This window comes from Microbacterium sp. UBA7513 (genome assembly GCF_002478345.1).
GTDB lineage: Bacteria > Actinomycetota > Actinomycetes > Actinomycetales > Microbacteriaceae > Microbacterium.
Window position 1 is genome coordinate 44,470 of sequence record NZ_DLNJ01000019.1, and the last position, 19,576, is coordinate 64,045.

A 19,576-nucleotide genomic window follows, 5' to 3' on the forward strand; every position below is an offset into this window, starting at 1 on the left:
GTCAGCTCGCGGCGGAGACGGTCACACCCGCGAGGTTGATGCGCGAGTTGATCGAGTCCTCCGGGAAGCCGCTGACGATCGGGCTCACCGCCGTGATCGTCTGACCGTTGTAGAGCCAGTCCGCCGCGTGGTCCTCGGAGACGATCCGCGCCGCCTCGGCGAGGAGCTTCGCGGAGGCATCCGGGTCGACCTCGGCCAGCGCCTGCGCGTAGAGGTCCTGCACCTCGGCGTTGTCGTAGCCGAAGTAGTAGTCCGGGTTGGCGAAGTTGCCGAAGTCCCGGGGCTCGACGTGCAGGACGAAGCTGAGGTCGTAGTCCTTGTTGGTGTACACGTCCTCGAGCCAGGTCGGGAACTCCACGGAATCGACCTCGAGGTTCACGCCGACCTTGTCGAAGTCCGAGATGAGGACCTTGGGGACGGTGGTGCCGTAGAACGACGGGATGGTCAGGGTGAGGTCGAGGTCCTCCTGGCCGGCCTCGGCGAGCAGCTCCTTGGCCCGCTCAGGGTCGTAGGAGATGACGTCGGAGAGGTCCTCATAGCCGGGGTCGAGCTCGGGGATGGGGCCGTACAACGGCGTGCCGGCGCCGACGGCCTCGATGAGCGCGTCGTGGTCGATGGCCAGGCGCAGCGCCTCGCGGACCCGGACGTCGTCCAGCGGAGCCTTCTTGTTGTTGAAGGCGAGCGTGGCCTTGTCGGTCGTGCGGCCCGTCGTGAGGGTGAAGTCACCCGAGTCCTCGAGCTGCGGAGCGAGGTTCGGGTCGACGGCGGTGAGGACGTCCACGTCACCGGCGAGAGCGGCGTTCACTCCGGCCGTGAAGTCGGGGATGTACTGGAACTCGACCTCGGCGACGCCCGCCGGCTCGCCCCAGTAGTCGTCGTTGCGGGCGAAGGTGATCGTGCTGCCCTTGTTCCAGCGCGTGAGGGTGAACGGTCCGGTGCCGTTCTCCGCGGTCTTCAGGTCGGTGGTGTCGCCCTTCTTGAAGACGAGGCCGGCCGGGCCGGTGAGGGCGAAGAGGAAGTTCTGGTTCGGCTCGGACAGCACGATCTCGACGGTCGTGTCGTCCGGAGCGGAGATCGAGGAGACGGACGCGAACTCCGCGTTGCCCTGCACCGTCGCGTCGGTGCGGACGGTCTCGTAGGAGGAGACGACGTCGGCCGCCGTCAGGGGCGAGCCGTCGTGGAAGGTGATCCCGTCGTTGAGGGTGAAGGTGTACGTGAGGCCGTCGTCCGACACCTCGTACTCCGAGGCGAGCCGCTCGACGATCTCGTTCTCCTGGGTGCGGCTGACCAGTCCCTCGTAGATGTTGTCGATGAGGATCTGCTCCAGCGCGGCACCGCTGGTGTGCCGGATGTCGAGATTGGTGGGCTCGAGCACGAGACCGACATGCAGGGTGGCGTCGGGGTCGGGCTCGCCACCCGTGGACGGGGCAGGCTCGGCAGAGCCGGAGCAGGCGCTGAGGATCACGGCGGTGGCCGCGAGCGCGGAGATCAGCGCGAGGCGTCGATAACGTCGGAACATGGGTGTTTCCTCTCGGTGCGGCAGGTGCTGTGTGCCGGTGGGACGAGCCTAGGGTCGGGCGGGATGCGGCGCGGCGGCCGTGGAACGGAACGTCATATTCCGGCCGCGGCCGCGGAGCCGACGAGGGCGGCGAGGTCGCGAGGCGCCGTCTCCTGCACGTTGTGCGTGGCGTCCATCGCGACGACGCGCGCTTCGGGGAGGCGGCGCTGGAACTCCTCGGCGTCGGCAGCGCTCACGAAGCCGCGCTCGGCGCGGACGAGCGTGACGGGCGCGGTGACCGCCGCCAGGTCGTCCCAGCCGTTCTCGTGCAGGACGGACGGGTCAGCCGAGGTGCCGGGGTCGTGGGCGGCGAGTGCGGTGGCGGCGAGGTGGGCGAAGTGGTGCTTCCATTCGACCCGGCCGTCCGGACGGACGCGGGTGTTGAGGAAGACACCCCGCTCGGTCTCGGGGCGGGTGCCGCCGAACCCCAGGGACATCGCCTTGTCGACGAGCTCGTCTCGGGTCGCGAAATCCGTCGGCCCGGCGTAGAACTGCCGAAGCGCCGCAGGGCCGGCGGTGACGTCGATCCCCGGCGTGATGTCGACGACGATCAGCGCGGCCACGAGGTCCGGCCGGGCCGCGGCGACGGCGGCCCCCGTGAGACCGCCGAGCGACTGTCCCACCAGGATCTGCGGCGAGGAGGTCCAGGCGTCCAGCGCGGCGATGACGTCGGCGGCGAGGGTGCGGGGGGAGTAGTCCGCATCGTCGCGCCAGGAGGAGTCGCCGTGGCCGGCGAGGTCGATCGCCAGGAGCGGCTGCCCCAGGGCCAGCGCCGTCGTGTCCCATGTGTGGGCGTTCAGGCCGGCGCCGTGCAGCAGGGTGATGCGTGGCGGCGCGGACCCGAAGCGCAGCCCGCTCACGACGCGACCCTCAGGGAGGGGGAGCGTCAGGCGCTCCACGGTCGGAAGGGGAACGCCGAGCGCGTCGGCCTGCGCGGGAAGATAGGAGAACTCGCTGGTGTCGATCGGCACGCGGCTATTCTGCGCCCCGTTTCGACCCCACGGGAAATGCCGGAGCAAAGTGAGAAGAAATAGGGCGTCCAGACAGGGCGATATGCAAGTTAATCGCGTAGTCAGGTTGGCAGAGTGCATTTCCGAGTGGCCGGTCCTGCACCGTCTCCTGCGCCCGTCGCCGAATATCATGGAGGTATGACCGAACAGCGCGTGCACCTGTCCAAGACGGAGCCTGCGGCCTATCAGGCCCTCGACGCCTTCTCGAAGACGGTCGGCACGATCTGTGCCGAGAACGGCATCGACGATCGGCTGAAGGAGATCGTCATGATCCACTGCTCGCAGCTGAACGGGTGCAGCTACTGCACGCGGATCCATGTGGACCGTGCGGTCGCCGCCGGGCTGGACGTCGACACGATCAGCCAGATCGCCGTCTGGCGGGAGAGCGGTGTGTTCAGCGACCGGGAGCGTGCCGCCCTCGAGCTGGCGGAAGCTTTCACCTTCATCGCGGAGGACGGCATCTCGGACGACGTGTACGACCTGGTGGGGAGTGTGTTCACGGAGAAGGAGTACGCCGCGTTGAGCTGGGCATGCGTGTCGATCAACGCCTTCAACCGCATCGTCATTGCGGGGCGGTACCCGGTGCCCCCGCGCAGCCCCCAGGCGGGCGCGTGACGATCCTCGACGTCGACGGCGTGGCCAACGTCCGGGACGTCGGCGGCATCCCTGCGGAGGGCGGACGCATCCGCAGCGGCGTACTGCTGCGCTCCGGTCAGCTCTCCACCGCGACGACGAACGGCGCCGCGCTCCTGAGGTCGGCGGTGCGCCGCATCGTCGACCTCCGCGACGGCGAGGAGGTCGCCGCGGAGCCGAGCGAGATCGAGGGGCCGGAGACGACCCATCTGCCCCTGTTCCTCGGATCCGTGCGCTCCTTCTTCGAATCCGACACGAGTCTCGACGACCTGTACCTGCATCTGCTGGAGGAGAGCGGCGATCGCCTGGTCGCCGCCGTCCGCGTGATCGCGGCCGGGGAGCCGACGCTGGTGCACTGCACCGTGGGCAAGGACAGGACCGGGGTGACGGTCGCCCTGGCCCTCTCGGCGGTCGGCGCTGATCGGGAAGCCGTCATCGACGACTACGCCCTCACCGAGTCGCAGCTGCCCGCCGAACGGTCGCGGCGGATCGCCGCCTATCTGCGGAGTCAGCATCCGGAGGCGGTCCATGCGGTGGATCTTGCCACCCGCTCGCCGGCCGAGGTGATGCGTCGCCTGCTGGCCCAGGTCGACGAGCGGTGGGGGTCGGCCGCCGGCTACCTGCGCGCGAACGGCATGACCGAGGAAGAGCTCGCCGCCCTGCGTGATGCCCTCGTCGAGCCGGTGTCGGAGGACACCACCCGCGAAGGTTAGGCAAGCCTTCGCTTGGTGTACGATGGGATCACCATGGACACCACGCTCGACACCCGAGGCACGCGCGCGGCTCGCCGCGCGGCGCGCCGTCGCGCACACCACCTGGTGACCGCCGATGAGCACTCGCTGCTCGACCTCGAGGCATTCCTCGCGACTCTCCCGCTGTGCGCGTCCGGTCGCATCTTCATCGAGGTTCCTGATGTCTCCGACATCGGCGTCATCCACGCGCCCGGTCGCATGACCGTCACCTGGCTCGCGCGCTCCGCGCGCTCGGGAGCCCCGGGAAGCGGCCGTGGCTGCGCGCCCGGTGAGGCTCTGGCCCGAGCCACCTGCGCATGGGCGGACGAGATGCTGGTGGACGACGAGGTCGAGACCCACGTCACGCTGCTCGGGGGCTACCTCGGTACCGCTGACATCGTCGAGCACCTCACGGACCGCCTCCGCGTCGCCGTGAACCGGATCCGCGTGCCGGAGCGCTTCGGACTGCTTCGCGTCGAGGGCTGAGTCAGCGCGGGCGGCGCACGTAGTTGCCGTCTTCCAGCCCCGCTTCGATCTCGAAGCGGTTCCGCAGCGGGTCGCGTCCCGCGAACAGATAGAGCACCGGCATCAGGAAGCCGTAGCGCAGCCACTGCTGCTTGTGCACGGCCTCGTGGCGCAGCACCGAGTCGGTGGGCCGCGCGTCGCCGGTGAGGAAGCACCCGCCCACGCAGACGCCGCCCCGGTGGAAGGCCCATCGGGGCATGCCCCGGAACACCCAGAGCCCGCCGCGCCGTTCGATCGGGCCGGTGCTCCACAGCGTGCCCCAGATCCAGCCGACGGCCGTTCCCCAGAGGTAGCCCAGCCGGCTGATCGGCGAGCGCAGCAGGAAAGACGGGATGCGGCGGTCCGCACGGCGTCCGCGGGCGAGGCGCTCCGCCGCGACCGCCTCCCAGTCGGGTGCCGGGCTCACGCGACGGCTCCGACCAGGCGCAGGATCGCTCCGAGGTCATCGACGGCGTCGGCCGGAGTGCGGGGCGCGAAGCCCGCGATGGTCGCCCCGGCGAGGGGGACGCGGCTCCGGAGCTCCCGGATCGCCGTGCTCAGGGACGCGGGAGTCACGCCGAACGGTACGGCGGCGGAGACTCCGGTGAACGACGCCGGGTCGAGGACGTCGACGTCGATGTGCACCCACACCCGCTGCGTGCCCGTGGCCTGCACGGCGTCCGCGAGCGCCCCCGGGTCGTCGAGGTCTGCCACGCCGACGTTCCGGAGACGGTCCAGCTCGTCTGCTTCGGCGTCGTCCACGTTGCGGACCCCCACGGTGACGACACGGTCACGGGGAAGACCGGGGGAGAGGGCGAGCTGCGGTTCTCCCTCTCCGAGGACCGCGCGCAGGGCCATGCCGGAGAACGCTCCGGACGGCGACGTCTCCGGAGTGTGCAGATCGGCGTGCGCATCGCACCAGACCACGGCGAGGTCGTCGGTGCCGCCGGGGAGCGTGTCGAGGGCGGCGACGGTGATGCTGCAGTCGCCGCCGATCAGCACGGTGCCTGCTGCGAGATGTCCGGCGACCAGCTCGCGCGTGCGTGCGAGGGCGCTGAGCCGCCGGACACCCGTGCCCAGCGCCTCACCGGCTTCGACTGGAACGTCGAGGATGGTCGTCGCCGCACGCGGCAGATCGCCGGCGATCGCCGACGCGCCGTCGACGAGGAGCATCGCGCGCGCGGCGGGCGAACCCTGCCACTGCGGCACGACCAGGAAACGCACCATGGGGGACCTCCCGGAGACGGAACCGCGGATGCCCGGGCGTGCACCCGGGCATCCGCGTCGGTGTCAGTTGCCTTCGAGCGCCTGACGCGGCGCGCTGCCGCCGGCCTTCAGCTCGGCGAGGCGCGCCTCGACCTCGGTCAGCTCGCCGAGATCCTCGAGGCTCTCGAACTGCGCGTCGAGGCTCGAGGCGGCCAGCTCCGCCTTGCCCTGGGCGAGAGCCTCCTGGCGGCGGACCTTGTCCTCGAACCGGCCGAGCTCGCTGGTGGGGTCGAGCACGTTGATGGAGCTGACCGCGTCCTGCACCTTGGTCTGTGCCTCGGCGACCTTGGCGCGGGCGAGCAGCTCGCTGCGCTTGTTCTTCAGCTCGTTGAGCTTGTCCTTCATGCCGTTCAGGCCGCTCTTGAGCTTGTCGACGATCTCGGTCTGGGCGGCGATCTGCGGCTCGGCGCTCGTCGCCTCCCGCTCGGCGCTGATCTGGCGCTGCAGGGCGATCTTCGCGAGGTTGTCGAACTTGTCGGCGTCGGCGGTGTTGCCCGCGCCGCGCATCTCGTCGGCCTTGCGGCTGGCGGCGAGGGCCTTGTTGCCCCATTCGTTGGCCGCCTGCACGTCTTCCTCGTGGTCGCGCTCCAGCAGCCGCAGGTTGCCGATGGTCTCCGCGATGGCGGACTCGGCGTCGGCGATGCTGTTGGTGTAGTCGCGGACGAGCTGGTCGAGCATCTTCTGCGGGTCCTCCGCAGAGTCCAGGAGGGCGTTGATGTTCGCGCGGACGAGGGTGGAGATCCGTCCGAAGATGGACTGCTTGGTCATGCGTGGTTCCTTTCAGAGGGGCGTCTTCGAGAGCTTGGCGTATGTGTCTGTGCGGGGGATCAGAAGCGTCGACCTCCGGAGCGTCCGCGTCCGCCGCCCCCGCGGGATCCGCCTCCGCCGAAGCCGGAGCTGCGGAAGCCGCCCGAGGAGCGCCAGCCGCTGCTGCGCCGGGACGAGCCGCCGCCCCCGCCGCCGGCGAGGAGTCCGCCGATGATCCCGCCGAGGATGTCGCCACCGATGCCGGAGCCGCCGGAGCGGGACCCGGAGCCGCCGAAGACTCCGCCCCAGCCGTCGTCCGGATAGCCGCCGGGGGTGTACGCGCGCAGATCGGCCTCCGCGGCGGACGTGGCCTGGCGTGCGAGATCGAGGGCGCGCTGGGCCTCGGCGAGGGCCTTCTCGACATCCGACGTGCGCAGGGTGAGGGCCTGGGTCAACGCGGCGTCGGCAGCGGCGAGGCGCGTGCGGGCGGTGGAGCCCACGGTGCCGCGGCGCGTCTCGATGAACTCCCGGGCGGCCCGGACCTCGGAGGCCGCCTGGGCGAGGGTCTGCTCCAGGAGCTGCTGGGCCCGTCGAGCGCGCTCCACGGCTTCGTGTCCGTGCGCGATCGCACCGTCGATCTGCGCGTTCGCCGCCGTGAGGGCGTCGAGGGCCCGCTGCGGGTTGCGAGGCGTCGCGACGAGATCGGCCTGTGCCCTCTGCAACTGTGCGGTCACCGTCTGGGTGGCACTCGCCAGGGCACCGGTCGGGTCGGGCAGTTGCGCTGCCGCAGCGACATCGCCCTGGAGCTCGGCGACGAGCGCCTGCGCCTGCGCCTCGATGCCGGTCAGCTCGGTGCCGAGCGCGGTGATCGCCTGGATCAGCTGCGCCGCCTGCGCCACCGCCTGCTCGGCCGTGCGGATCGCGAACGCCGCTTCACCGGTGCGCCCGTTCGCGAGGGCCTGGGCCGCGGCGTCGATCGCCCGATCGGCCAAGGCTGCGCGCTCCTGGGCCTGAGCCGGGTTGTCCGTCACGGTGATCAGGGCGGCCTGGTCGTAGGTCGCGACGAGAGCGGCGAGGGCGGGAGCAGCCGAGGCGAGGAGCGGCGTCAGATCGGCGCGCTCTCGCCGCACCCGCTCCAGCTCCTGCGGCGCGTTCTGCTCCAGCCGGCGCAGCTCGTCGAAGGCCTCGGTGTTGTCGTCGAGGATCTCGTCGATCTCGTCGGCCAGCCGGATGATGCGGATGTGCCACGCACGGCGGTCGTGGACGGAATCCTCGATCTCGTCATCGAGCTTCTGCCGCAGATCGAACGCCTCGGCGATCTTCGCCTTCGCCTCGTCGACGGCGCGGGAGAACTCCGCGGTCGCGCCCTCGCCGTACTGCGCCACGGCGAATCCCAGCTCCTCCCGGCTGGAGGTGATGGCGTCGTCCGCACGCACGAGCGCGACGCCGGCCTGCTGCTCGACCTGGGCATCGGTGAGCGTGGAGAACGGGTCGGCGGGGTCGGGTGTCTCCGGCATGGCGCCCCGCTCGCGGATGGCCGCGGTACGGCGTGCGCGCCGGACCAGAGCGACGATGAGCCAGATGAGGAGGGCGGCCGCGACCACCCCGACGACGATCAGCGTGACGCGGAGCGCTCCGGCGCCGCCGTCCCCCTGGATCTCGTCGGCGGCCAGCGTGATCGCGCCGACCCAGTCGCCGTCGCCGGCGAGCGGGGCGATCGCGTCTTCGATGGCGGCGAGCTGCCCGTCGCTCAACGGCCCGGAGGAGTCCGCGGAGATGTAGAGGCTGCGGCCGTCCACGGCGATCGCGAGCAGGTACTGATCGGGGCCGAGCCGGTTGTCGTTCGCGACCTGATCGGCCCATTCGACGCTGTCGTTCGGGTCGGTGAAGTCGTCGACGAGGACGACGAAGAGATCGGCGGAGGAGTTGTCGGTGAGCTCCTGCAGGCGGGACTCGACCTGTTCTTCCTCGGTGGGGGAGAGGACGCCGGCCTGGTCGGTGACATACCCGGGGTCGAGCGTGAGCGGATCGGTCGCGGACGCCGCCGAGGCGGACAGCGCCGCCGTCGCGACCGCGAGGGCCAGAGCACCCAGCGTCAGCCACCGTTTCGTCATCGTGTTCCCTCCGACCGGCAGCCGAGCCCCATGTGTCGAGTCTATGCACTGGGTCCGACACGCGACAGCACTCGCGCGCGTCTCGGCGTTCGCCCTCAGCGGAGACACATACGCTGGAAGGCATGGACGACAGGTACGGATCCGACGTGCTGGCAGCGGGCTGGCGCGAGCGCGGCGTGAAGCCGGTGCCGCAGGTGCCCGCCGAGGTCGACCTCGTGGTCGAGGTCGCGGCGGACGGATTCTGCGGCGCCGTGACGAAGGTGCAGGGTGGCACCGTCGAGCTCGAGGACCGGCTGGGACGGCGACGGCTGTTCCCCCTTGGCGGCGGCTTCCTCATCGACGGGGCACCGGTGCGCCTCACCGTGCCGGCGGCATCCGCGCAGGGACCCCGCCGCACCGCCTCCGGCTCCTTCGCCGTGGCGGATCAGCGGGCGCGGACGGCGCTGCCCAGCCGCATCCTCGTCGAAGGGCGGCACGACGCCGAGCTCGTGGAGAAGGTGTGGGGGGCCGACCTGCGCGTCGAAGGCGTCGTCGTCGAGTACCTCCAGGGCGTGGACCTGCTGGACGACCTCCTCGCCGCGGAGCCGCCGAGCGCGCGCCGGCGATACGGCGTCCTCGTGGACCACCTCGTGCCGGGGTCGAAGGAGTCGCGTATCGCCGAGGCGGTCGCTCGCGGACCGCACGGTCGCCATGTCCGCATCGTCGGACACCCGTTCGTCGATGTCTGGCAGTGCGTCACCCCTCGAGCCCTCGGCATCGCCGCGTGGCCCGAGATCCCGCGCGGGGTCGACTGGAAGACCGGGATCTGCCGCGCCTTCGGCTGGCCGCACGAGACGCAGGCCGACACCGCCAGGGCCTGGCAGCACATCCTGTCGAAGGTCACGACCTACCGCGATCTCGAGCCCGCACTCCTCGGCCGGGTGGAAGAGCTGATCGACTTCGTCACCGCGCCCGCCGGCTGACCGCGTCCGGCGGCCGGGGTCCCGGCGACTACCCTGGATCCATGCCCGAACCGCGTACCTTCCGCGATGAGCCGGTGTCCTTCGTGCGTCGGAGCGGCCGGATGTCCGAGGCGCAGGAGCGCGCCTTCACCGATCTCGCCCCGCACTATCTGCTGGATGTGCCGCGCGCGGTGGCGTGGACCTCCGTGCATCCCGAGGCACGGCTCGACGTCGCCGCCGAGTACGGCCGCCAGGCGGATCTCTTCGTCGAGATCGGCTCCGGGCAGGGGCACGCCATCGTCGCTGCCGCGTCGAGCCGTCCGCACGACGACTTCCTCGCCGTGGAGGTCTTCCGCGCGGGGGTGGCTCGAACCATGCTCGATGCCGACCGGGCGGGCGCGCGGAACCTCCGCGTCGTGGAGGCCAACGCGCCGGAGGTGCTGTCCTCCTACCTCCCGGAGGCGGCGGCGGCCGAGGTGTGGATCTTCTTCCCCGACCCGTGGCACAAGAAGCGTCACACGAAACGGCGTCTGGTCCGGCCCGGATTCGGGGACACCGCTGCCAGGGCGCTGCGCGACGGCGGCCTGCTCCGGCTCGCGACCGACTGGGAGGACTATGCGCTCCAGATGCGGGAGGTGCTCGACGCCGAGCCCCTGTTCGAGCGGGCCTTCGAGGGCGACTGGGCCGAGCGGTTCGACGGTCGGGTCATGACCGCGTTCGAGCGGAAGGGTCTCGCGAAGGGGCGCGACATCCGCGACCTCGTGTACCGCCGACGGGATCGTGCATGACGCAGGCCCCTCCGAGCGCGCCCGTGGGGGTGCGCCTCGTTCCCGCGGCGCTGGTGTGCGCGGCCGCCCCGGCCTTCTTCGTCGTGGCGCTGCCCTGGCTCGGCTGGCTGCTGCTGGCGCTGGGTGTCGGCGCCGCTGTGCTCGTGGAGCGCCGCGAGGAGCCGCTCCCCGGGGCGGACGGATCCCGGCGGCCCTCGCTCAGCCGTGACCTCTCGCTGATCGCGCTCGGCATGCTCATCGTGAGCGTCATCCCGCTCGCGGCGGAGCTCGACCACCTGGCCATGCTCCGCTTCACCCTCGCGCTCGGCGGCGCGGTGCTGGTGCCGTATCTGGTCTCGCGGTTCGTCTATCGCGACCGGGCGATCCGGTTCCCCTGGCGCACCGGGCAGCGCTGGGGAGTGCTCCACTGGGGCTGGCTCGTCGCGGTGCTGGTGCTCGGCTGGCTGATCCTGCCCTTCTACTTCATCACCAGCGGCGTCTATCAGAACTGGCCCGCGGTGGACACGCCCGATCTCATCGCGCGGCTGTTCGTCGGCGTCGGCGCCGTCGGCATCTGGGATGAGCTGTTCTTCATCTGCACCGTCTTCGCGCTGCTACGACGTCATTTCCCTGATGCGCTCGCGAACGTGCTGCAGGCCGTCGTGTTCGTCTCGTTCCTCTGGGAGCTCGGCTACCGCGAATGGGGCCCGCTGCTGACCATCCCGTTCGCGCTCCTGCAGGGATTCATCTTCCTCCGGACGCACTCGCTCGCCTACGTCGTCACGGTGCACCTCCTCTTCGACGCGGTGGTCTTCGCCGTCCTCGTCCACGCCCACAACCCGGAGCTCCTGCCGATCTTCCTCGTCTGACGGGGTGACTTCGCGGTCGTCAGCGGCCACACTCGATGCATGGCCGAGTGGGTGCTGCACGTCGACATGGATCAGTTCATCGCCGCGGTCGAGGTGCGGCGCCGTCCCGAGCTGGCCGGACACCCGGTCATCGTCGGGGGCCGCGGTGACCCGTCCGAGCGGGCCGTCGTCTCGACGGCGTCGTACGAGGCGCGCGCCTTCGGCATCGGGTCGGGCATGCCGCTGAAGATCGCGGCGCGCAAGGCACCGGAGGACGCGGTGTTCCTGCCGGTGGATCACGCGGAGTACGAGCGGGCCTCCGAGGAGGTGATGACGGCGTTGCGGACGCTGCCCGACGTGGTGCTGGAGGTGATCGGGTGGGACGAGTGCTTCCTCGGCGTCGTGACCGATGACCCGGAGGGCGTCGCGCGGGCCGCCCAGCGCGCGGTCGAGGAGGCGACGGGTCTGCAGTGCTCGGTCGGCATCGGAGACAACAAGGTGCGGGCGAAGATCGCGACGGAGTTCGGCAAGCCGCGAGGCGTGTTCCGGCTGACCGCCGACAACTGGTTCGCGGTGATGGGCGACCGGCCGACCCGTGATCTCTGGGGCGTGGGGCCGAAGGTGCAGAAGCGGCTCGCGGCACACGGCATCGCCACCGTGCGCGAACTCGCGGCGGCGGACGAGGAGACCCTCGTCGCGGAGTTCGGTCCCAAGATGGGGCGGTGGTATCTCGGGCTGGGCTCCGGGCTGGGGCCGCGGATCGTCGACGACACTCCGTGGGTGGCACGGAGCCACAGCCGGGAGACCACGTATCAGCAGAATCTCACGACGCGGGAGGCCGTGCAGGAGGCGCTGCGCGAGCTCGCAGGACACGCCTTCGACGACTGCGCCGCCGAGGGGCGCCCGGTCATGCGGGTGCATCTCAAGGTGCGGTACGCCCCGTTCGAGACGAGGACCGTCGGCCGGAAGCTCCCGGCTCCCACGGCGGATCGAGAGGACGTGGTCGCGATGGCGCTCGCGCTCGGTGAGACCCTCGACGCCGACCGCGAAGTGCGCCTGCTCGGGGTGCGGGCCGAGATGACGATGCCCGACGAGCCGGACGGTATCGAGCGCACGCCTGTGCGCGGACGCATGTGACCTCAGTCGCGGATCATCGCGGCGATCGCGCTCACCTCGATGAGCGCTCCGGGCACGCCGAGGCCCGCCACCCGCGCGGCGGTCACGAGGGGCGGAGCGCCGTCCCTGGCGAGGGTGGCGGCCACGGCGCCGTACGCCGCGCGCAGATCGGCATCCTGGTGGATGAGGATGGTCCAGCTCACGACGTCGTCGAGCGTCGCCCCTGCGGACTCGAGCGCGACCCGCGCGTTGTCGAGAGCGCGAAGGGACTGCGTGCCCACGTCGGGGGAGACGACGGCGCCGGAGGCGTCGACGCCGTTCTGCCCTCCGATGTAGACGGTGGTCGCCCCCGGCGGGATGACGGCGGCGTGACTGAAGGCGGGGCTGCGGACGAGGCCGTCCGGCTGCAGGAAGGTGATGTCCATGCGCAGATCATGCCCGAGGGCACCGACATCGCGCACCCGGGTCTCACACGGGATCGGGCGGCACGAGCGGTGGCGGGGCCGGGACGCTGGTGACGGTGCCGGTGGTGCCGAGGCCGCCGAGGGCGTCGAAGACCGCGACCACGACGGCGGCGCTCACGAGGGCGCCGTGCAGCGGGTGGTGCCAGAACTGCAGCCGCGCGATCAGCCGGTCCCCGCTCACGCTGATCACGAGCGCCCGCACGCCTTCGTGCCGGTGCACGCCCTCCGCCGTCCTGGCCGCATCGACGAGCGGATCGAGCACGCCGTCGATCCGGGTCGTCCCGTCCCGCCGCACCCTGACCTCCACCTCGCTGCGCCGGGCTCCGCGGGTGGAGTCGTTGACCACGGGATCGGAGAGCAGGCGTGCGTTGGGGACGTGGAGGGTGCGGCCGTCGACCGTGTGCAGGATCACCGCGCGGGCGTTGAGCTCGGTCACCGTCCCGGCGATCACGGAGTCCAGCGCCTCCACCACGATCTCGTCGCCGATGCGGACCGTCTGCCGCGCCTGCAGCAGCACGCCGGCCGCGAAGTTGTCCGCCACGCCGCGAAGGACGAGGATCGCGACGATGCCGAGGATGACGACGATCGCGAGCAGGGGCTGCACGTTGGCGCCGAGCATCGCGAGCGCGATGCCGAAGCCCAGCAGGAGGATGGCGTAGCCGACGAACTGCGCGATCGCGGTCCCGACGGCGGGGGAGATTCCGGGTGCACGCCGGAGCAGGGCTGTGGTGCCCCGGCGTGCGAACCGCGAGACGATCCAGGTCGCGAGGGCGACGAGCAGGGCGAGCAGGAGCTGCCACCAGTCGATGTCGGTCGGCAGCAGATCCTGCAGGTCCATGCTGCGGGCTCCTCGCGGTGGTGGGGGCGGGCCCGGGGCCTACTGCAGCGCCTTCGCCTTGATGAGGGAGTACTCGTCCGGCGTGATGGTTCCGGCGTCCAGCAGTGCCTTGGCCTTCGCGATCTCCTCGCTCGGACTGCTGCCGGCCACCTGCTGGATGTACGCGTTCGCGGCCTCCTGCGCACGGCGGGCTTCCGCACTGCTGCGTTCGGCCATGCCGTTGCCCCGGGCGATGAGGTACACGAGCGCCGTGAGGAACGGCACGAAGATCAGGAAGAAGATCCACACGGCCTTCCACCAGCCGCTCAGCTTGTGGTCGCGGAACAGGTCCCCGATGATCGCGAACAGGGCGAAGAGATACGCGGTGAAGGCGAAGATCCACAGGAACCACCAGATGATGTCCCAGAACGATGCCCAAAATCCCATGACTGCTCCTTTCTCGGTGCCGCCGTCTCCGGGGCACGCTGGGAACATACCGGCGGGCGCAGCGCCGGTGCACCGGTTCCGTCAGGAGTTCACCCGGGTGACTCGCCACGGTGAGACGGCTCCGGCCGGTCACGCCCGGAGCGTCGGCAGTACGCTTCCCTCGACGGCGGAGGGAGTCCCATGAGCACAGTGCACCGGCCACCGTGGCTGCTGAGCACTCTGGACGGCTACCAGCGCCGCTGGATCGTGCGCGACGTGCTGGCCGGGCTCTCCGCGGGTGCGGTCGTGGTTCCGCAGGCCATGGCCTACGCGACGATCGCGAATCTCCCGGTGCAGGTCGGCCTCTACACATGTATCGTCCCCATGCTCGTGTACGCCCTCCTTGGTGGCAGTCGGGCGATGAGCGTCTCGACGACATCGACCATCGCGACACTCACCGCGACGACGCTGGTCTCGGCAGGCGTCGCCGCGGGCGCGGACGACGCGATCGGCGCGCTCATGATGCTGACCCTCCTGGTGGGAGCGGTGCTGCTGTTGGCACGGGCGTGTCGGCTGGGATCCCTCGTCGAGAACATCAGCGGAGCGACTGTGCTCGGGCTGAAGATCGGGGTGGGGGCGACAGTCGCCGTCGGGCAGCTCCCGAAGCTCCTGGGGGAGTCCTTCGACTTCTCCGGCCACGGCTTCATCCGCTCCCTGGTCGCCGTCGGGGAAGCGCTCGACAGCGTCAACACCCCGACGCTCCTGCTCTCGGCGGGATCCATCGCCACACTCCTGCTCCTCAAACGCTTCGCTCCGCGGGTCCCCGGCACTCTCGTCGTCGTCGCCGCAGGCATGCTGCTCGTGGGTGTCGGACGGATCGACGATCTCGGTGTCGACCTCATCGCCCCGGTGGCCGGTGGTCTTCCCGTTCCGGGGATCCCGGACCTGTCCGAGGCCGCGGCACTCGTCCCCGGAGCGCTGGCGATCGCCGTCATGGCCTTCCTGGAGTCCGCCGCGGTCGCACGCAGCCTGCGCCAGGCGACGGAGCCGCAGATCGACAGCGACCAGGAGCTCTTCGCGACCGGTGCGGCCAACACGGTCGGTGCCTTCTTCACGGCCATGCCCGCGGCGGGAGGGTTCTCGCAGAGCGCCGTCAACCAAGGCGCCGGTGCGCGCTCCCAGCTGGCCACGCTGACCACTGTCGGGCTCGCCGTCCTCGTCGCGTTGTTCCTCGCTCCCGTGCTGAGCCTGCTGCCCGAGGCGACGCTCGCGGCGATGGTCTTCACGGCGGTGGCCGGACTCGTCAACATCCCCGAGCTCGTGCGCTGGGCGCGCATCAGCCGGATGGACTTCTGGGTCGCGACCTCCGTGGCGGCCATCGGTCTCACCGCGGGGCTCCTCCCCGCGGTGGCTGTCGGCGTCGTCGTGACGCTGGTGCTCGTGCTGCGAGAGCTCAACATCCCTCGCGTCCGCGTGGTGGGGAGGCGGGGGAGCGCGCTCGGGCTGGAGCCCGAGCGGGGGCTCTACACGGCGAACGCGCTCGCCAATCGGCGGCTCATCGTGCAGACCGTCGCCGCGCAGGCCGAGCCGGTGCGGACGCTCGTGCTCGGACTGCCGCAGCAGGTGGTGATGTCGATCACCGTGCTCGACGCTCTCGAAGCCCTCGATCGGGAGCTGGCGCAGCTCGGCGTGGAGCTCCATCTCGCGGCTCTGCCTGCGGACGCGACCGCTGTCGCGGCTCGGACGTCGTGGTACTCCGCCCTGGCGGCGGACGGACGCGTGCACCCCTCGGTCGATGTCGGGCTCCGGGCCGCGGCGGACCGCGAGGAGCGGCGGCGTTCACCCGGGTGAAGTGGCCGATGAGCAGTGACGCGCGGCCACCGCCTGCCTAGGCTGACGGCACGGAAGAACCACGGGGCGATCGAGACAGGGGAGACGATGCCCGACCGCAGCCGGAACCGGAGAGCGAGGCGGGCATGGCGGCACGCGCCGGGGTGACGTGGCGATGGTCGCGGTTCGGTCTCGGCGTGCTCTACGCGGTGCCCGCGATGGCGGTCGCGCCGTTCGATCCCGCTGTCGCGCTGGCTCTGAGCATCGGGGTCCTGCCGGCGGCTGTCGTCGGGCTTCCTGCACGGCGACGAGCGCGCTCGGCGATCCCCGTGCTCGGGACGCTGGTCGCGCTGGGACTCCTTCTCGGTGCCACGCTCGCGCTCGTGCCGGTCCTCGCCGTGCTCGCCGTGGCTGTGCTGGCGGTCCTCGCCAGCATGCTCGCCGCGCGGGAGCGCGCCGGTCAGCTGGCCCTGACCCTGGTCCTGCCCATGGTCGGGATCGGTCTGAGCTTCCCACTGTCGACGACGACCGTCCTCCTGGCCGGCGCGATCGTCGCCGGCTCGGTGTACGCGTGGCTCATCGCCCTGCTCTGGCCGGAACACGAGGCGGGCGTGCGGGCTGCGGCATCGATGCCGAAGGGGCGCGCCTTGCTGATGTACGGGTTCCTGCTGGGTGCCGCCGCCGCGACGGCGGCGGCCATCGGCTTCGCGACCGGGGTCGAGCACGTCGGCTGGGCGACCGGCGCCGTGCTGCTGGTGATGCGTCCGGTGCGAGGCCAGCTCGTCCTCCGCAGCGTCGGTCGGGCGGCGTCGGTGCTCGTCGGGGCGCTGGTCGCGGCGGGGTTCGCCCTGTTGTCTCCGAGCGGGGTGGCGATCGGGCTCGCAATCGGTGTCGTGGTGGGGTGTCTCGGCGCAGTCCAGGAGAGCCGGTGGTACGTCGCGCCGGCCTTCACGACCTTTCTCGTGCTCACCCTGCTGCTGTCGACGTCGGACGAATCGCCGACGTCGCGGTTCCTGGAACGGACCCTCGAGACGCTGCTGGGAGTGGCTCTCGCCCTGTTCTTCGGCGTCCTCGTGCCGACGCTTCTCGCGATGCGACGGCCGTCGCGGGCGGACGTCTCCGAGTGAGCACCTCTTGCGGGACCGCTCCCACTGTGCAATAGACTGCCCGCCAGGGGGAGCAAGGTCGAAATCGGGGGGTTTCGAGTGCTGCACAGTGCAAGAACGGCGGGAACGAGCGAGAGCTCTGAACCCGCTCCGATGAAGGGCGAGGTCCGTCGAGAGCGCCTGCTCTCGCGGTTGACTGCCGCGATGGACGGGCCGTGGACGCTCACGCTCGTGAGCGCGCCGGCAGGATCCGGCAAGACCCGGCTGCTGTCGCAGTGGGCGCAGCGTCTGCGTGCCGATCCCCGCATCCACCTCGTGTGGGTGTCCCTGGAGCGCGGCGAGGCGGACCTGCCGCTCCTGCGCGGCGCCCTCGAGAGAATCGACGATCCCGGACTCCAGGACGCGCTCGCGGCTGTGCCCGCCGTGCGCTCCGCGACGACGGCGCGTGCGCTCGCCAGAGCTCTCCGCGAGGCGAGGAACCGGATCGTCCTCGTCATCGACGACGTCCACCGAGTCGAAGACGAGCACACCGCCCAACTGCTCTCGACGTTCGTGCAGAGCGCTCCCGGCACCGTGCACGTGGTGCTCTCCGGGCGCGGGACGCGGGCGATCCCCCTGGCACGACGCCGCATCGCCGGCGTGGCCCTCGAACTCGATGCCCGTGCGCTCGCCTTCACCCCGGCCGAGGTCCGCGCCTTCTTCGGCGCGCGAGGTCTCCGGCTCTCTCAGGGCGAGGTCAGCACCGTGCTCGCCCGTACCGAGGGCTGGGCGACCGGGCTGCAGCTCATGATGCTCGACGCCGCCGGGGCGCAGACCGTCCTCGGGCCCACGCTGCGCGGGGACGCCCCCGAGGTGGCGGACTACTTCGTCGAGGAGGTGCTCGCCGACCTCGATGGCGAGCTGCGCTCCTTCCTCGAGACGACCGCGGTCGTGGACCGCTTCACCCCCGAGCTCGCCGCCGTGCTCTCCGGGGCCGACTCCATCACCGCCACGATCGACCGACTGCTCCGCCTCAATGTGGTCGCGGGTCCGGACGCCGAGGATCCGTCCCGCTACCACTATCCGCCGCTGCTGCGGGAGTTCCTTCTCAGCCGGCTGCGGGAAGGCGGTGCCGACCGCGAGGAGCGGCTCCACCGGCGTGCCGCGGAGTGGTTCGCGCAGCATGGGCAGCACCTCCTCGCGTTGCAGCACGCCGTCCGCGGCGGGGAGACGGCCTGCACGGCCGGCGTCCTGCGGCGCTGCGGGATGCAGCTCGTGCTGGACGGCCGGGCGGATACGGTGCGGCGAGTGATGGCGGAGCTGCCGACCGCCCTGCGCGCCGTGCCCACCGTCCGGATGCTCGTCGCCGCAGCGGAGCTGTCCTGCGGAGATCCGTCGGCCGCCGTGATCGTGCCGCCCGTGGGCGCGGGAGAGTCCGACGCCGACCGTCGCTGGCGCCGCGGGATCGACGTGCACGCGGCGCTGCGGCGGGGCGGTATCGCCGAGGCTCTCGACGGCGCTGGAGCCGATCTCCACGACCTCAGCGGAGAGGAGCAGCTCGACACCTACGCCATTCTGGAGGCCGCGACGGCGAAGCTCTATGTGGGACGACTCGACCAGGCGGAGGCGACAGCGCGCCGTGCCGGTGACCTCGCTCGAGCGATCGGCGCCCGCGCGGCGGAACTGCAGGCGGAGGCGGTCCTCGCCACCAGCGTGCTGTTCCGCGGCCGGCTCCGTGACGCGATCGAGGCGGGAGCCGCCTTGGAACGCCGCTGGCACGAGCTCGGTGAGCCGGACAGCCCGTTCTTCGAGGTGACCAGGGTGTGGCGTTTCTGGGGCCCCTACGAGGGCATGCAGATCCTGGAGGGGCCTGAGACCCTGGAGTACTCGGCGCGGGTGATCGCCGAGGGCGGGGAGACCGCGATCGCGCGGGGCCTGCAAGGGCTGCGCGCGCTGCTCGGTGCAGAGCAGGGCGCCGATCCCCACGACGCGGCCGTGCGGCTCCTCGCCACCCTTACTCCCCGTGACGATCTGCCGCTTCCGCCGCACTGGTACGCCATGATGGGGCCCTTCGCGGTGCACGCCTTCGATCGGCTGGGGGAGCCGACGCTCCGAGACCGGTTCATCGCCGACATCGAGGATGCGCTGGGGGACACGGGAGACGTGCTCGTGCTCCGGGCTATCGCCGCTGTGCACGACCGGCGCGATGGCATCGCCCGCGGCGCGCTGGCGCCGGTGCTGGAAGGTGCCGTCCCGTGCCTGCTCCCGGCCTCGCTGATCGACGCCTGGCTGGTGGAGGCGGAGCTCGACGTGCACGACGGGGAGCCGGACCGGGCGCAGTTCGCGCTCGCCACCGCCCTCGCCCTTGCGGAGCCGGAGGAGCATGTGCGCCGGGTCGCCGAGGCGGGCCCCGTCGTCGCCCGCCTGCTCGCGGCCCGCGCGACGGCCGGAGCCCGCACGCACTTCGCGGATCGGGTGCGGGAGCGGCTCGCCGCCGCCGGTGTGCTCGTGGAGGAGGAGCTGACGCAGCGTGAGCGCATCGTGCTGAGCGCCTTGAGTCGCAATGCCACGCTCCGCCAGATCGCCCAGCAGGAGTACATCTCCCCGAACACGGTGAAGACGCATGTGCGCAACATCTACCGCAAGCTCGGGGTCTCGGATCGCGATGGCGTGACAGCGGCCGCCCAGGCCCTCGGATTGCTCTGAGGGCCTGGACGGC

At 71.3% G+C, this 19,576-nt stretch carries 19 protein-coding genes; 10 read left to right on the top strand and 9 right to left on the bottom strand.

Annotated features, from left to right (window positions below; genetic code table 11):
* Window position 1: 1 nt before the first annotated feature.
* Complete coding sequence (locus B2W79_RS10190) at window positions 2–1,519, bottom strand: ABC transporter substrate-binding protein (RefSeq protein ID WP_071328319.1); 1,518 nt, start codon at window positions 1,517–1,519, stop codon at window positions 2–4.
* A 92-nt stretch (window positions 1,520–1,611) separates the two neighbouring features.
* Window positions 1,612–2,529, bottom strand: a complete 918-nt coding sequence (locus B2W79_RS10195) for an alpha/beta fold hydrolase (protein WP_071328320.1) — start codon at window positions 2,527–2,529, stop codon at window positions 1,612–1,614.
* 177 nt (window positions 2,530–2,706) lie between these two features.
* Here B2W79_RS10195 and B2W79_RS10200 point away from each other — a divergent pair, with 177 nt between their 5' ends.
* From B2W79_RS10200 to B2W79_RS10210, 3 genes are read left to right on the top strand one after another with little or no spacing between them, the layout of a single operon-like run.
* On the top strand, window positions 2,707–3,183 hold the full coding sequence (locus B2W79_RS10200; RefSeq protein WP_071328321.1) for a carboxymuconolactone decarboxylase family protein: 477 nt from the start codon (window positions 2,707–2,709) through the stop codon (window positions 3,181–3,183).
* Window positions 3,180–3,914: a tyrosine-protein phosphatase gene (locus tag B2W79_RS10205; protein ID WP_071328322.1), complete on the top strand. Its 735-nt coding sequence runs from the start codon at window positions 3,180–3,182 to the stop codon at window positions 3,912–3,914. Before B2W79_RS10200 ends, B2W79_RS10205 begins: the two co-directional genes overlap by 4 nt.
* Window positions 3,915–3,947: 33 nt before the next feature.
* Window positions 3,948–4,418: an SIP domain-containing protein gene (locus B2W79_RS10210; protein WP_071328323.1), complete on the top strand. Its 471-nt coding sequence runs from the start codon at window positions 3,948–3,950 to the stop codon at window positions 4,416–4,418.
* Between the two features lies 1 nt (window position 4,419).
* Here the strand turns inward: B2W79_RS10210 and B2W79_RS10215 are convergent, their stop codons facing one another.
* The 4 genes from B2W79_RS10215 to B2W79_RS10230 all read right to left on the bottom strand — a co-directional run bounded on the left by B2W79_RS10215 (window position 4,420) and on the right by B2W79_RS10230 (window position 8,563).
* Window positions 4,420–4,863, bottom strand: a complete 444-nt coding sequence (locus tag B2W79_RS10215; protein ID WP_292789245.1) for a Fe-S oxidoreductase — start codon at window positions 4,861–4,863, stop codon at window positions 4,420–4,422.
* On the bottom strand, window positions 4,860–5,663 hold the full coding sequence (locus tag B2W79_RS10220; protein ID WP_292789248.1) for an arginase family protein: 804 nt from the start codon (window positions 5,661–5,663) through the stop codon (window positions 4,860–4,862). Before B2W79_RS10220 ends, B2W79_RS10215 begins: the two co-directional genes overlap by 4 nt.
* 63 nt (window positions 5,664–5,726) lie before the next feature.
* Window positions 5,727–6,470, bottom strand: coding sequence for a PspA/IM30 family protein (locus B2W79_RS10225; protein ID WP_071328326.1), 744 nt, complete (start codon window positions 6,468–6,470; stop codon window positions 5,727–5,729).
* 59 nt (window positions 6,471–6,529) lie between these two features.
* The gene (locus B2W79_RS10230) at window positions 6,530–8,563 is read right to left on the bottom strand and encodes a TPM domain-containing protein (protein WP_292789250.1); all 2,034 of its coding nucleotides are present in this window, start codon (window positions 8,561–8,563) and stop codon (window positions 6,530–6,532) included.
* 122 nt (window positions 8,564–8,685) lie between these two features.
* Here B2W79_RS10230 and B2W79_RS10235 point away from each other — a divergent pair, with 122 nt between their 5' ends.
* From B2W79_RS10235 to B2W79_RS10250, 4 genes are read left to right on the top strand one after another with little or no spacing between them, the layout of a single operon-like run.
* Window positions 8,686–9,525 carry a DUF3097 domain-containing protein gene (locus B2W79_RS10235; RefSeq protein ID WP_071328328.1) on the top strand — a complete coding sequence of 280 codons (840 nt, stop codon included), beginning with the start codon at window positions 8,686–8,688 and terminating at the stop codon, window positions 9,523–9,525.
* Between the two features lie 41 nt (window positions 9,526–9,566).
* Window positions 9,567–10,292: a tRNA (guanosine(46)-N7)-methyltransferase TrmB gene (trmB, locus tag B2W79_RS10240; protein WP_292789255.1), complete on the top strand. Its 726-nt coding sequence runs from the start codon at window positions 9,567–9,569 to the stop codon at window positions 10,290–10,292.
* Window positions 10,289–11,140, top strand: a complete 852-nt coding sequence (locus tag B2W79_RS10245) for a CPBP family intramembrane glutamic endopeptidase (protein WP_292789258.1) — start codon at window positions 10,289–10,291, stop codon at window positions 11,138–11,140. Before trmB ends, B2W79_RS10245 begins: the two co-directional genes overlap by 4 nt.
* Before the next feature lie 39 nt (window positions 11,141–11,179).
* Entirely contained in the window at window positions 11,180–12,256 is a 1,077-nt protein-coding gene (locus tag B2W79_RS10250) for a DNA polymerase IV (RefSeq protein WP_292789261.1), read from the top strand.
* A 2-nt stretch (window positions 12,257–12,258) separates the two neighbouring features.
* Here the strand turns inward: B2W79_RS10250 and B2W79_RS10255 are convergent, their stop codons facing one another.
* The 3 genes from B2W79_RS10255 to B2W79_RS10265 are packed head-to-tail and all read right to left on the bottom strand — an operon-like array spanning window position 12,259 to window position 13,963.
* A complete protein-coding gene (locus B2W79_RS10255) occupies window positions 12,259–12,660 on the bottom strand; it encodes a RidA family protein (protein WP_292789264.1) in 402 nt (133 codons plus the stop codon).
* A 43-nt stretch (window positions 12,661–12,703) separates the two neighbouring features.
* Window positions 12,704–13,537, bottom strand: a complete 834-nt coding sequence (locus B2W79_RS10260) for a mechanosensitive ion channel family protein (RefSeq protein ID WP_071328333.1) — start codon at window positions 13,535–13,537, stop codon at window positions 12,704–12,706.
* A 39-nt stretch (window positions 13,538–13,576) separates the two neighbouring features.
* Complete coding sequence (locus tag B2W79_RS10265) at window positions 13,577–13,963, bottom strand: SHOCT domain-containing protein (protein ID WP_025103101.1); 387 nt, start codon at window positions 13,961–13,963, stop codon at window positions 13,577–13,579.
* Window positions 13,964–14,143: 180 nt separating this feature from the next.
* Here B2W79_RS10265 and B2W79_RS10270 point away from each other — a divergent pair, with 180 nt between their 5' ends.
* The 3 genes from B2W79_RS10270 (at window position 14,144) to B2W79_RS10280 (ending at window position 19,563) form a co-directional block, all read left to right on the top strand.
* Window positions 14,144–15,793 (top strand): SulP family inorganic anion transporter, encoded by a 1,650-nt coding sequence (locus B2W79_RS10270; RefSeq protein ID WP_292789269.1) that lies wholly within the window; start codon window positions 14,144–14,146, stop codon window positions 15,791–15,793.
* 125 nt (window positions 15,794–15,918) lie between these two features.
* Window positions 15,919–16,899, top strand: coding sequence for an FUSC family protein (locus tag B2W79_RS10275; protein WP_071328335.1), 981 nt, complete (start codon window positions 15,919–15,921; stop codon window positions 16,897–16,899).
* Between the two features lie 132 nt (window positions 16,900–17,031).
* Window positions 17,032–19,563 carry a LuxR C-terminal-related transcriptional regulator gene (locus tag B2W79_RS10280; protein WP_292789273.1) on the top strand — a complete coding sequence of 844 codons (2,532 nt, stop codon included), beginning with the start codon at window positions 17,032–17,034 and terminating at the stop codon, window positions 19,561–19,563.
* Window positions 19,564–19,576: the final 13 nt, after the last annotated feature.

Coding starts and splice junctions, on each gene's coding strand:
- B2W79_RS10190 (WP_071328319.1), bottom strand. CDS start 1,519: ATGTTCCGACGTTATCGACGCCTCGCGCTGATCTCCGCGCTCGCGGCC.
- B2W79_RS10200 (WP_071328321.1), top strand. CDS start 2,707: ATGACCGAACAGCGCGTGCACCTGTCCAAGACGGAGCCTGCGGCCTAT.
- B2W79_RS10210 (WP_071328323.1), top strand. CDS start 3,948: ATGGACACCACGCTCGACACCCGAGGCACGCGCGCGGCTCGCCGCGCG.
- B2W79_RS10220 (WP_292789248.1), bottom strand. CDS start 5,663: ATGGTGCGTTTCCTGGTCGTGCCGCAGTGGCAGGGTTCGCCCGCCGCG.
- B2W79_RS10225 (WP_071328326.1), bottom strand. CDS start 6,470: ATGACCAAGCAGTCCATCTTCGGACGGATCTCCACCCTCGTCCGCGCG.
- B2W79_RS10230 (WP_292789250.1), bottom strand. CDS start 8,563: ATGACGAAACGGTGGCTGACGCTGGGTGCTCTGGCCCTCGCGGTCGCG.
- B2W79_RS10235 (WP_071328328.1), top strand. CDS start 8,686: ATGGACGACAGGTACGGATCCGACGTGCTGGCAGCGGGCTGGCGCGAG.
- trmB (WP_292789255.1), top strand. CDS start 9,567: ATGCCCGAACCGCGTACCTTCCGCGATGAGCCGGTGTCCTTCGTGCGT.
- B2W79_RS10245 (WP_292789258.1), top strand. CDS start 10,289: ATGACGCAGGCCCCTCCGAGCGCGCCCGTGGGGGTGCGCCTCGTTCCC.
- B2W79_RS10250 (WP_292789261.1), top strand. CDS start 11,180: ATGGCCGAGTGGGTGCTGCACGTCGACATGGATCAGTTCATCGCCGCG.
- B2W79_RS10255 (WP_292789264.1), bottom strand. CDS start 12,660: ATGGACATCACCTTCCTGCAGCCGGACGGCCTCGTCCGCAGCCCCGCC.
- B2W79_RS10260 (WP_071328333.1), bottom strand. CDS start 13,537: ATGGACCTGCAGGATCTGCTGCCGACCGACATCGACTGGTGGCAGCTC.
- B2W79_RS10265 (WP_025103101.1), bottom strand. CDS start 13,963: ATGGGATTTTGGGCATCGTTCTGGGACATCATCTGGTGGTTCCTGTGG.
- B2W79_RS10270 (WP_292789269.1), top strand. CDS start 14,144: ATGAGCACAGTGCACCGGCCACCGTGGCTGCTGAGCACTCTGGACGGC.
- B2W79_RS10275 (WP_071328335.1), top strand. CDS start 15,919: ATGGCGGCACGCGCCGGGGTGACGTGGCGATGGTCGCGGTTCGGTCTC.
- B2W79_RS10280 (WP_292789273.1), top strand. CDS start 17,032: ATGAAGGGCGAGGTCCGTCGAGAGCGCCTGCTCTCGCGGTTGACTGCC.